Origin of the sequence: Flavobacterium chungangense LMG 26729, assembly GCF_000735715.2 — a bacterium.
GTDB classification, from domain to species: domain Bacteria; phylum Bacteroidota; class Bacteroidia; order Flavobacteriales; family Flavobacteriaceae; genus Flavobacterium; species Flavobacterium chungangense.
Genome location: NZ_JASY01000003.1, coordinates 14,660 through 27,431 on the forward strand (window position 1 = coordinate 14,660; position 12,772 = coordinate 27,431).

Here is a 12,772-nt window from a genome sequence, read left to right on the forward strand (position 1 = left end):
AGTTTATTTTGTTTCAGATTTCAAGTTACTTTACGACAACTTGAAAATCAAAACATTTATTATCCTACAACATCTAACTTAGCAAATCTCAGCAAAAGTTTTTTAATTCCACCAACTTCAAATTTAATTTCGGCCTTTTTATCAGCTCCAACTCCTTCTAAATTAACAACTTCTCCTTTTCCGAAACGTTCATGCATTACAATATTGCCTACGGTTAGTTTATTATCAAATAAATTAGCAGCAGCATTTGGATTTGTTCCTGCAACAGGCTTTAGTTTTCGAATATTTAAATCGAGGGTTGATTCATTAGACGTAATAGGTTTTGGAGGTGTTCCTCCTATAGGTTTTACTAATCTCAGTTTCGATTTATCGACATCACCAAATATGTCACTGTCAATAGTGGGTTTATAACGATAATTGCTTTCTGAAGGCGTTAAATATTCTAAATACTGACCGTCTATCTCTTCAATAAAACGTGATGGCTCACTATCTGTCAGTTTCCCCCAACGATAACGTGATTGCGCATAGGTTAAATATGCCTGATGTTCAGCACGGGTTAAAGCTACATAAAATAAACGACGTTCTTCTTCCAATTCACTTCGTGTACTCATACTCATTGCACTCGGAAACAAATCTTCTTCCATTCCCACCACAAAAACATGTGGAAATTCTAAACCTTTTGCTAAGTGAATCGTCATTAAGGCTACACGGTCTTCATCAGATGTATCTTTATCTAAGTCTGTAGCCAATGCTACATCTTCCATGAACTCAGACAAAGCTCCTCTTGCTCCGTCTATTTCTTTTTGCCCTTCTGTAAAATCTTTAATACCGTTTAAAAGTTCTTCAATATTCTGGATTTTAGCCATCCCTTCCGGAGTAGCATCTTTTTTAAGTTCTTGTACCAAACCCGTTTTTTTGGCAACATGGTCAGTAATATAGAAAGCGTCCTGATTCTCATTAATAATCTGAAAACTCTGAATCATAGTAACAAAATCCTTCAGTTTGTTCTTTGTTCCGGCATTCAGTTTCAAATCGATTTTATCAATATTCACCATTACTTCCCAAATTGAGCGTTTGTAATGATTGGCTGCAATAGTCAATTTTTCAACAGTTGTATCTCCAATTCCACGGGCCGGATAATTAATGACACGAATCAGTGCTTCTTCATCTTTTGGATTAATTACCAAACGTAAATAACACAAAACATCTTTAATTTCCTTACGCTGATAAAATGAAAGTCCACCATAAATTCGATACGGAATATCTCTTTTTCTCAATGCATCCTCCATTGCACGGGATTGGGCATTTGTACGGTATAAAATAGCAAAAGCACCATTGTGTAGTTGATTTTGCATTTTTTGTTCGAAAATAGTGCTGGCTACAAAACGGCCTTCTTCAGCGTCAGTCAGACTTCGATGCACTTTAATTTTGTGCCCATAATCATTTGCTGTCCAAACTATCTTATCCAGTTTGGTTTTATTATGTTCCATTACAGTATTTGCCGCTTCAACAATATTTCGGGTAGAACGATAATTTTGCTCTAAACGAAACATCTTCACCCCTTCATAATCTTTTTGAAAATTCAGAATGTTATTGATGTTTGCTCCCCGAAACGCATAAATACTCTGCGCATCATCACCAACTACACAAATATTCTGAAATCTGTCCGACAAAGCTCTTACAATCAGATACTGTGAATGATTCGTATCCTGGTACTCATCAACCAGAATATAACGAAAACGATTCTGATATTTAGCTAAAACCTCCGGAAAACGAGTTAATAATTCATTGGTTTTCAACAACAAATCATCAAAATCCATTGCTCCGGCTTTGAAACAGCGTTCAACATATTGCTGATAAATTTCGCCTAAACGTGGCTTTTTTGCCATTGCATCGGCTTCCATCAATTCAGGATTATTAAAATAGGCTTTTACAGTAATCAAACTATTTTTATAGGTCGATATCCTTCCCAAAACTTGTTTGGGTTTATAGATATCACGATCAAGCTGCATTTCTTTTATAATGGAAGAAATCAGTCGTTGTGAATCCTGAGAATCATAAATAGTGAAATTGGAAGGATACCCTAAATGCTCAGATTCTGAACGGAGAATACGTGCAAATACAGAGTGAAAAGTCCCCATCCATAAGTTCTTTGCTTCACTTGCCCCAACAATTGCTGAAATCCTGTGTTTCATTTCACGGGCAGCTTTATTGGTAAATGTAAGTGAAAGTATATTGAATGCATCAATTCCCTGATACATCAAATAGGCAATCCTGATTGTCAAAACACGGGTTTTTCCCGAACCGGCACCAGCAATAATAATCATTGGCCCGTCTTTTTGTAAAACGGGTTCTCTTTGTGCTTCGTTGAGCTGGTCAATATAATTTTGCATGAAATTTTTCTCCTTTTATGCAAAAATAAGAATTTAAGCGTTAGAAATTGTATATATACAAAACCAATTATTATGTAAGTCGAATCAAATTAATGCTATTTTTTTAACCCTGTAAAAATTAAAAAAAGATTGAATATCGATTATTAATCAAAAAAATAGCCACTTCTTAATTATTATGAAGTGGCTATTGATCAAGGTTATGTGTTTATTATTTCACAATCACTTTAATTGATTTTTGAATATCAGCTGCCTGTACAGTTAATATGTATAAACCGGCAGCAATTGAATGTTCATTAACCGCAATTACATTTTGTCCCTTCGCTAATATTTGTTTTTTTGAAACAAGTATTTGCCCGTTCACACTAGACAATGTAATATTTGCTTCTTTAGTTTCTGTTGCAGTAACGATTAAGTTGATACTGTTTTCAGCAGGATTTGGTGAAACAACTGCTTCGGAAACAGAAACAGAAGCAGTTTCTGCAATAGCTTTATTAGATGATGCTAGTTTAGCTGAACTGCTGCAACTAGCTGCTGTTGGAGAATTTCCTGTTATTTCTAACCAGTCAATATTAGCAAATTCTGAACTTACGGTTGTTTCTAATCTTATTCTGTTTATTCCGCTTACCAGTGTAACTGTTGCATCTGCAGTAGTAGACCAGGTACTCCAATTTGTAGTTTTAGGAAATCCTAAACTGGCAATAGCAGTAGCACCGTTTAAAACTACTTTGGCTACCGAAGCCGAAGAACTGCTGCCATTAGCGTATCTAAATTTAATTGTATAAGTTCCTGCTGAAGGTACATTGATGGAATAATCTATTCCTTTTGCAGCTGAATTAGACAGATTAATATAAAAACCTCCATCAGCCCCTGTATAACTGCTTTGAAGAGATCCATCAGCCCCGCAATACCCATTTGTTGTGGTGGTATTGTCATCAATTCTTAAGGTAGTATTACCTGTAGTTACCGGACTAAAAGTTGCCGTGATTGTTGTATTTGCATTCATCGTTACTGTGGTTGAAGCTGTTGTTGCTCCATTACTCCAACTTGCAAACGTATAACCGGAAGCGGGTGTTGCAGTAAGGGTTACTACAGTTCCGCTTGTATAACTGGCTGCATTTGGACTACGACTGATACTGCCACCAGCAGCTGGGATGGCTGTAGTAGTTAAAGTATAAGAAGTTGTTGTTGCTGTAAAATTTGCTGTAATCGTGGTGTTGGCAGTCATCGTTACCGTGGTTGAAGCTGTTGTTGCTCCATTACTCCAGCTTGCAAACGTATAACCGGAAGCGGGTGTTGCAGTAAGGGTTACTACAGTTCCGCTTGTATAACTGGCTGCATTTGGATTACGACTGATACTGCCACCAGCAGCTGGGCTGGCTGTGGTAGTTAAAGTATAAGAAGTTGTTGTTGCTGTAAAATTTGCAGTAATCGTGGTATTAGCATTCATTGTTAATGTTATTGTAGCAGTTGTTGCTCCGTTACTCCAGCTCGTAAATGTGTATCCGGATGCAGGGGTTGCTGTAAGTGTGACAGCAGTTCCGGCGGCATAAGAGGTAGCATTAGGACTGCGCGCAATACTTCCTCCTGCTGTTGGATTTGCAGTAGTTGTAAGTGTATAGTTTGTAACCGTGGTTCCTCCTGATTCTCTTGCTCCAAGATCCGGAGCTGTACCGTTAAAAGTAATTCCGGTAGCAGAAACACCCGCATTTATTAAATCGCTTGAGGCACTTAATGTTAAAAAATTACCTAAATTAGGACTTCCGTCAGCATTTTTAGTAACTGTTGGTGCAGTTAAAGTAACAAAATCTGCGCTGCTTACAACCAGTGATCCTCCATTTGTACTAACGTTGTTTATCCACCATACATTAGAATTGCTTACATCGGTTCCTGTTTTTTTATCACTGCTGCCTGAGTTAAACGACAGGTTATTTCTGAACTGATGGGTTCCGCCTGTTCGGAAATTAAAATTACTCTCTGCATTATTATAAGAGGTATTGTTAGACATTTCTATAGATCCCAGATTGTTATTATCTGTAAAACCATGTTGACCATTACCATAAGCAATACAACGTCGCACAATATGATTTACAGCAATACCTTCTCCTCCTAATTTGAAACCATTTTTATCTCCACTTCCGGAAGTTCCGCTTGTTGTCAGTGTACCATTATTATATGCTACACAATTTTCAAATAAAATAATCCCGATTGGTCCTGTATCAGTTTTAGTATACAAGTCCCAGCCATCATCAATATTATTATGAGAAATACATCCTCTAAATATATTTCCCTGCCCACAGGTAAGTTTTGCTGCAAAACCATCTGCATTTTCTGAACCTGAGTCTTTATTGTCGAAAGACTCACAATTGAGAATCAAATTATTGGAAGGCCACTGACTAATTGAAGTATAACTTGTGGTATATCTGCTTAACTGAAGACCGGTATCTCTGTTTTTTTCAAAAATACAATTATCTATAGTATTATTATTACCTGAAAGCAGCATACCATTATCACCTGCATTTCTAATAGTAATTCCTTTAAAATACCAATAAAGGCCATCTAAAACAATCCCTCTGTTTGAAGAACTTTCAGTTTGTGCTGAAAAATCAAGAATAGGAACTTCGCTATTATAAGCTTCAATACGTTTAAGATTAGATGATGTACCGCTATTTGCTCTTTCAATCAAAATTGTGGAAGCTATTGAATATGTACCGCCCCGCATATAAATGGTTTGCCCGGGGCTTACTGTTACTATGGCATTTGCCAGCGTAGTGGGACTTGACAAAGTACCCGGATTGCCAGCGGTACCTGTTGGTGAAACATAAATTTGTGAAAACATGCAAAGTGGAAAAAGCCACAATACACCGAATAAACTGGTTAATTTTTTTTTCATTTTAATAAAGGTTTTATGATAGTTAGTAATTATTATTCATTCAAAAAATTATACTCGATTTCTGAAACTCATTTATTAAAATCGAAAACATTTGACTTTTACAAATGTAATCGATTACACGAATTTATATTTTTTTTCAGACAATACCTAATAAAACGTTAAAATATATTTAAATATGTAAAAATTAACATCAAAAAAAATACTATATACAATTATGAGATTCGTAAAACAGCAAGAAAAAACCAGAAATATCTGCGAATTGTAATCGATGACAAATTCAAGTAAGGAGAAAATAAAGAAAGGGGTTTTCTTTATTACTTTTTGTAAAAAACATCATAAGCAAACCGGATAAGTGTACCGATTACCACAATCAGAAAGAAAATTCTAATAAAACCATTACCTTTATTAATAGCCAGTTTTGCGCCAAGCCATCCGCCAAGCCCATTACTTATCGCCATAGGTATTGCAATGGTCCAGATAATTTTTCCTTTTATTGCAAATAAACAAATAGATCCAAAATTGGTTGCAAGGTTTACCATTTTCGCATTCGCAGATGCGTGCAAAAAATCAAAACCCATTAAGGCAATAAAAGCAACAACAAAAAAGCTTCCTGTTCCCGGACCAATAAATCCGTCATAAAAGCCAACAATTATACTAATAAAAACAGCATATAAAATTTGTGTCTTATAGGAATGATCTTTGGCAACATGCTGTCCGAAATTTTTCTTAGCATAGGTGTAAACAAATAACAATGACAAAACCACCAGTAAAAGCGGTTTCATAAAATCGTTGCTTACCAAAGTTAATATTGTTGAACCCAAAAATGCTGAGGGTATTGCCAAACCCATCATGATTAAAAGTAATTTCCACTGAATCACAACTTTTTTAAGATACTGGAAAGCTGCAAAAGCAGTGCCGCTGAACGCTGGAATTTTCAAGGTCCCTACGACTGTCGAAACCGGAAGATTCGGTAATAAAATTAATCCCATGGGAGTTTGAATCAATCCGCCGCCACCCACAATTGCATCAATAAATCCTGCAGCAAATGCTGCTAAACAAAGTAAAATTATTATATATGAATCCATTAAAAATTTGTATTCCAAAAGGTTATGAAAATTGGCACAAAAGTAAGGCTTCCATTTAGTTTATTAAATAATTTTAAAGTGAATTTCTCTGCAAAAAGTATATTTTTGCTAAAAATATTTGAAAATGGATTTTACAAGAATTATAGAATTAGCGAGTTATACTTTGCCTGCGATTGTTACGGGATTTGTGGCCTACAGTTTTTTCGAACTACATATTAAAAACAATGACAAAAAACGTGCTTTTTTATTAAATAAAGAATATCAGAAACAATCTTTACCAATACGTTTACAGGCCTATGAGCGTATGACTTTATTTTTAGAACGTATCAACCTGACCAAATTATTGATTCGAATTGCACCGATTTCTAATCAAAAACACGATTATGAAAACTTTGTAATTGACCAGATCGAACAGGAGTTTGAGCATAATCTGACTCAGCAGATTTACATGTCTGATGAATGCTGGACTATTATCACAACAGCTAAGAACTCAACTATACAAATGATCCGTAAAGCTGCCATGAGCGATCGTGTCGACAGTGCTGATAAATTACGTGAAGTAATTTTGAACGATTTATTAGAGAAACAATCTCCTAGTAATGCTGCTTTGGGATATATTAAGAATGAGGTTACCGAGTTATGGTAGTGGAGAAGTAAGGTTTTAGTATCAAGTATTAAGACACATGCATATAGCTATCTATTACAGTTTAATACTTGATACTAAAATCTTAATTTATCACCTATTATCACTCATAATCTCAGATTTATTCTGAGCATATTCATATCCTTGCTCCCACCAGGTTTTCATTACTTCTTTATTAAAAATTAAAGCATTATTAGTCAACTTAGTTGGTGTGTAATATAAATTAAGTTTTACATTTTTATTATTTGCTATTAGTTTTCCTATAGCAATGTCGTGTTTTTCAACCTGATCCAAGGCAATACGAAATAAATCAATCATCAAAGAAAAGGGATTTTTACCAATAACGGTTTTCTCCATATTGACTTCTGTTTCCAGAATAATTACATCAATTTCTGTCGCTCCACGGTTGATTGCTTCACGAATGGGTACCAGACTTGAAAACCCTCCATCGCCATATTCGCAATTGTTTTTTTCGACCAGACTCATAAATGGCACGTAATTACTCGATATCCATGACCAGTCACAAAACTCTTCGTAAGTGCATTCTTTTATTGATTTATATTCGGCTTCGTTTTTTGTAAAATTGGTTACAGTAATAACAACATCTTTTTTTAGTTTTTTCAACTTATTGAAATCAGACAATGAGAAGTTATTTCTAATGTATTTCTTTAATCCTTTGCTTTCTCCAAACGTTCTTTTTCCTTTAAAAAACTGCCGAATTACATTGAAGTGATTAATCGTTACAATATCTACCCCATCCTTAACTTTGACAACAAAAGGACAAATATTAAATATTTTAGACATGTTGACATTGGTGTAAATCGAATGGATTTGTTCAATATTTCCGAGTGCCAGATGCGGAATCAATAAACTTCCTGTTGAAGTCCCGAGGAATAAATCGTACTTATGTCTTTTTACTTCTAATAAATATTGTGCAACACCACCGGCAAATGCACCTTTACTGCCACCACCGGAAATAACCAATGCTCTCATAAATTAACTGTAGGTTTTGTTTTTGGTTTTTTAGATGAAAGAAAAAAGAATTAAAACAAAGGTTTTATAAATTCTTAATTGTATGTTACCCAATTCCTGGTTCTTGCATCTACTTCTATTCTTTCAATAAACGATTCAACTGAAATTGTTCATCGGGGGTCAAATTAGGCAAAATTCTTTCAAATGAAGCACGCATTTCAGAATTTTTTAATAAGAATCGAATCATTTCTCTTCCAAATTTAGAAAATTGCCACATATGATGGGTTGTAGCGTTGACTAAATTACTCAAAACCTGATCATTAATTATTTTAAAAGCAATTAACTTTTCCAGAGCATTTTGTCTGGTCGTAGCTTCGTATTTTGTAGAAGAAAATGCAATTAATTCTGAAATCAAAACTTCGGGATTATTGCTGTAATTTGTTGTGGACAATGCTAATGAAAGCCATAAAGTACGAAGGTTGTAATCATTGAAGCCAATCCAGGCAGTAGTTTTGTCAAGATATTCTGTTCTGCGTTCCGGAAAATCCTTCCACAAAAAATAAAGAGCAATTTCCTGTGTCTGATACGATTTATCATTTAATAAAGTTTCATATTCTTTTCTAAAATCTTGGGGTATCTTCGATAAATTTTCAGCAACAGCCTGACGAACTTTACTATTATTTGTTTGCAAAGCTGCCATTAAAAGTGCTTTTTTAGCTTCGTATTTTTCAGATTCAACTTGATTAATAACGGATACTTTTACAGCCTGATACGTATTTGAATTTAAAATTTTTAAAAAGTAATCCTGCTTTTCAGCCAAAGGTATTTTTTTAAGTTTATCAATTTCAAGACGTTCCTGAATTGCTTTATTTTTACTCAAAAGAGTATTGGCCGTTGGTGTATCAAATGCGGTTGTTTCCAGCCAGGTTTTCTGAAATTTATCTAAGTCAAAATCAGATACTCTTTTAATTTCGTTAAAGAAATCCTGCGTATTGACCGTTTTATAGGCATATTTTTTTAAATATCTCTTTATGGCTTTTTTAAAGGCTTTATCGCCAATTGCTTTATGCAAAACAAATAATGCCCAGGCTCCTTTTTCGTAAAAAGTCAACGAACTGGCTTTCGCATTCAAAACCGGAATTGTATCGGTTCTTGACGCAAATTTAAGCTGTTGTGCCGTATCGTATAATTTCGAATAGAAATAGTCTTCGCCAAAAATTTCTTTTTCTGCCAATAAAGCATAATACGTTGCGAAACCTTCCTGAAGCCAGTGATGTGTACTGTTTTCGGCGGTAATCATATCTCCAAACCAATGATGTGCTAACTCGTGTGCATCAACATTAGTATAATTTCGATCTTCAAAACCAATTGAATCTACTACATAACGAGTAGCAAAAAGTGTTGCCGTAGTATTTTCCATTCCGGCATACAAAAAATCCCGAACCGGAATTTGTCTGTTGATTTCCCAGGGATATTTCACTCCTATTTCTTTTTCCAAAAAATCAAAAATACGCTTAGAATAACGATAGGTTGGTTCAAAACGATCTGCATCTTTAGGTTCTAAATAATATTCAAGCGGAATTTTAGACTTTGATCTGAATTCTTTTTTATCAAACTTTCCAATGACTAACATTAACAGATAGGAACTCATTGGTTTTTTCATTTTGTACTGCCAGTGAAATTGATCGTTGTTTTCTGTTCTTTCTTTTAAAATTCCGTTCGAAACAACCTGATACTCTTTATTGTACGAAATTCCTAAATTGAATATCAGCTTTTCATTTACATCATCAAAACTCGGAAACCAATTACTTGTGTATCTTCCCTGCCCCTGTGTCCAGATTTGTACCTCATCGTTTTCAATATTTACAAAGTACAAAGCCTGTTTTGGTTTTACTGAATATTCAAAAGTTAATTGATTCTCACCTTCCTGAAAATAACCTATGATTTGCAATTGTTTGCCGGTATTAATAAAAATGGCTTCTTTTTGGTTGATTTCTACTTTAGAAAACTCCATATTTTTGGCATCTATTTTAATGGTGTCAATAGGTTTCAAAACTTCAAACTGATAATTAACAGAACCTGAAACCAATTTTTCATTTGGATTCAATTTTAATTGACCTGAAACCGATTTAAAATCGACAAATTGGGTTTGCTGTGCAAAAACGAAGGTGGTGAAAAATAATAGGATGTATTTCATTGAAATAAATTTGAAGGCAAAATCCAAAGTTACAAAGGTTTCATCAACAAATCGAATGAAATTTGTATGTTTACATAGAAAATTATACAATTGTGTCAGCACCTAAAAAAGCCTTATTTAACTGGAGCAGCGGAAAAGATTCTGCTCTGGCTTTATACAAAATCCTTCAAAATCCTGATTTTAAAATTGAATGTTTACTGACAAGTGTCAATCAGCAATATCAGCGAATTTCTATGCATGGCGTTCGCGTAGAATTACTTAAAGATCAAGCAAAAAGCATTAATTTACCTTTAAAAATAATGCAGATTCCTGAAATGCCGACTATGGAGGTTTATGAAAATGTCATGACTGAGACATTATCCGAATTGAAAAAAGAAGGTATTACACATTCCGTTTTTGGGGATATTTTTTTGGAAGATTTACGAAAATACCGTGAAGACAAATTAGCCCAAATGGGTTTTGAAGGCGTTTTTCCAATCTGGCAAATCCCTACCACAGATTTAATTCAGGAATTTATTCGTTTAGGATTTAAAACGATTGTAGTTTGTGTTAATGAACGTTATCTGGATAAAAGTTTTGTTGGCCGAATTATCGATCAGGATTTTATAAATGATTTGCCTGAAAATGTAGATGTTTGTGGAGAGAACGGTGAATTTCATACATTTACTTTTGACGGGCCTATTTTTTCTGAAACCATTAATTTTGAAATTGGCGAAACCGTATATCGAAAATATGAAAAACCTAAAAGCCAGGAGTCATCAAATACTGCTTGTGATACAAATGCTTCTGATGCTTTTGATTATGGATTTTGGTATTGTGATTTGATAAAAAAATAATTTAGAATTAATTGTCTGCAGCTAAGATGAACTGAAGGATTTCCTGAATATTTAAAACAAAGTCAGGTTCTGTGTTTTGGATAGCGTTATTAGGCATGAAAGGCATTTCGGCAGATTCCGGATCCTGAACAATAATAGTTCCTCCTTGTTTTTTTATGGCTTTTAAACCTTGTGTCCCGTCAGCATTAGAACCGGACAATAAGATTCCTGTTAATTGATTTTTGTATACCTCAGCAGCCGATTCAAAAGAAACATCAATACTTGGTCTGCTGTAATTTATTTTTTCAGAAGTATCGAGCGATAAAACATTATTTTTTTCAAATAGCAAATGATAGTTGGAAGGCGCAACATAAACACATCCGGGTAGAAAGGGTTCTTTGTCTTCTACTGCTTTAACATTACTGCTAACTTTTAATGTTATAAGCTCTTCCAGGGTCTGTTCATCTGTACTTCTTCTATGCAGTACGATTACCAGAGCATACGATTTTATTACAGGCAATTGAGGTAAAATTTGCATTAAAACACTTAAACTTCCTGCAGAACCCCCAATAATTACAACTTTAAAATCTGGATTTATTTGATTTTTCTCCATATTTTTTCCTTCTCTAATTGTTTGTATTTACCCGGAGATATTGAATACTTTATGGTTTCTTTTGTTCCCAAAGCTAAAAAACCTAAAACAGACAAACTTTCATCAAATAAACTGATGGCTCTTTTTTGCAAATCATTATCAAAATAAATTAAAACATTTCTGCAAAAAATTAAATCGAATTCATTGAATGAGTTATCCGAAACTAAATTATGCTGTGAAAAAACCATTTTTTGAGCTAACTCCTCATTAAATTTTGCAATCCCATAATTTGCAGTATAATAAATTGAAAAATCTTCTTTACCTCCTGAATCACGGTAATTTTCAGAATACTCTTTCATCATCCTCAATGGAAAAATTCCTTTTTTGGCTGTTTCCAAAACCTTCGCATTTATATCTGTAGCATAGATTAAGGATTTATTCAGAATTCCAGCTTCTTTTAATAAAATTGCCATTGAATAGACTTCTTCTCCCGATGAACAGCCGGCATGCCATATACGTATAAAAGGTTTTGTTGCTAATAATGGAAGGATTTGATTTCGAATTACAGTATAAAAAGAAGGATCCCGAAACATTTCAGTAACGTTTACCGTAATTTCATCAACCATGTGTTTAAAATAGTCCGAATCGTATCTCACCTTTGATAAAAATTCATCAAAATGAGTAAATCCATCCAATTGATATACTCTGTTTACACGTCTTTTTAAAGATGCTCTTGAATAACTCCCAAAGTCAAAACCGTAGTATTCGTATATTTCATTAATAAGGGTTTCCAGTTCGATATCTTCTATCATAACAATTTTAAATTTTGCTTAACATTAAAAGCAATTTATCCACATCAACGGGTTTAGAAATATAATCATCAGCGCCCGCTTGCAAACACTTTTCTTTATCTCCTGTCATTGCCTGAGCTGTTACTGCTATAATAAAAGTTGATTCGTGTGAAGGGATTTTTTTTATCAAAGGAATTGCTTCATAACCATCCATTTCGGGCATCATCATATCTATTAGAACCGCATCAATATTCTCGTCAGAGTTCAGCATTTTTAAAGCTTCCTCAGCACTTAAACATGATAAACAATCAAATGATTTAGCGCGAAGTGTATTTTCGAGAGCAAAGATATTTCTCGAATCATCGTCTATAATTAAAAGTCGTTTTTTAGTCAT

10 protein-coding genes are annotated in these 12,772 nt (G+C 34.2%); 2 read left to right on the forward strand and 8 right to left on the reverse strand.

What is annotated here, in order from left to right; translation table 11 throughout:
- Positions 1-59 precede the first annotated feature (59 nt).
- The 3 genes from JE46_RS07670 to JE46_RS07680 all read right to left on the reverse strand — a co-directional run bounded on the left by JE46_RS07670 (position 60) and on the right by JE46_RS07680 (position 6,368).
- Positions 60-2,393 (reverse strand): ATP-dependent helicase, encoded by a 2,334-nt coding sequence (locus JE46_RS07670; RefSeq protein WP_031454677.1) that lies wholly within the window; start codon positions 2,391-2,393, stop codon positions 60-62.
- Between the two features lie 208 nt (positions 2,394-2,601).
- A complete protein-coding gene (locus JE46_RS07675; protein ID WP_031454678.1) occupies positions 2,602-5,283 on the reverse strand; it encodes an InlB B-repeat-containing protein in 2,682 nt (893 codons plus the stop codon).
- Positions 5,284-5,597: 314 nt separating this feature from the next.
- Complete coding sequence (locus JE46_RS07680) at positions 5,598-6,368, reverse strand: sulfite exporter TauE/SafE family protein (protein WP_031454679.1); 771 nt, start codon at positions 6,366-6,368, stop codon at positions 5,598-5,600.
- Positions 6,369-6,492: 124 nt separating this feature from the next.
- On the opposite strand from JE46_RS07680, the gene JE46_RS07685 reads away from it, so the two are divergent.
- Entirely contained in the window at positions 6,493-7,014 is a 522-nt protein-coding gene (locus tag JE46_RS07685; protein ID WP_031454680.1) for a DUF7935 family protein, read from the forward strand.
- A 90-nt stretch (positions 7,015-7,104) separates the two neighbouring features.
- Here the strand turns inward: JE46_RS07685 and JE46_RS07690 are convergent, their stop codons facing one another.
- On the reverse strand, positions 7,105-8,004 hold the full coding sequence (locus tag JE46_RS07690; protein WP_031454681.1) for a patatin-like phospholipase family protein: 900 nt from the start codon (positions 8,002-8,004) through the stop codon (positions 7,105-7,107).
- Between the two features lie 115 nt (positions 8,005-8,119).
- Entirely contained in the window at positions 8,120-10,180 is a 2,061-nt protein-coding gene (locus JE46_RS07695; RefSeq protein WP_031454682.1) for a M1 family metallopeptidase, read from the reverse strand.
- 92 nt (positions 10,181-10,272) lie between these two features.
- Here JE46_RS07695 and JE46_RS07700 point away from each other — a divergent pair, with 92 nt between their 5' ends.
- Positions 10,273-11,016 (forward strand): Dph6-related ATP pyrophosphatase, encoded by a 744-nt coding sequence (locus tag JE46_RS07700; RefSeq protein WP_157505889.1) that lies wholly within the window; start codon positions 10,273-10,275, stop codon positions 11,014-11,016.
- A 7-nt stretch (positions 11,017-11,023) separates the two neighbouring features.
- Here JE46_RS07700 and JE46_RS07705 read toward each other — a convergent pair whose 3' ends face one another.
- Genes JE46_RS07705 through JE46_RS07715 form a run of 3 tightly spaced genes read right to left on the reverse strand, consistent with a single transcriptional unit; the run spans position 11,024 to position 12,772 of the window.
- Positions 11,024-11,608, reverse strand: a complete 585-nt coding sequence (locus tag JE46_RS07705; RefSeq protein ID WP_031454684.1) for a chemotaxis protein CheB — start codon at positions 11,606-11,608, stop codon at positions 11,024-11,026.
- Entirely contained in the window at positions 11,590-12,399 is an 810-nt protein-coding gene (locus JE46_RS07710; RefSeq protein ID WP_031454685.1) for a CheR family methyltransferase, read from the reverse strand. Before JE46_RS07710 ends, JE46_RS07705 begins: the two co-directional genes overlap by 19 nt.
- Before the next feature lie 7 nt (positions 12,400-12,406).
- On the reverse strand, positions 12,407-12,772 hold the full coding sequence (locus JE46_RS07715) for a response regulator (RefSeq protein WP_031454686.1): 366 nt from the start codon (positions 12,770-12,772) through the stop codon (positions 12,407-12,409).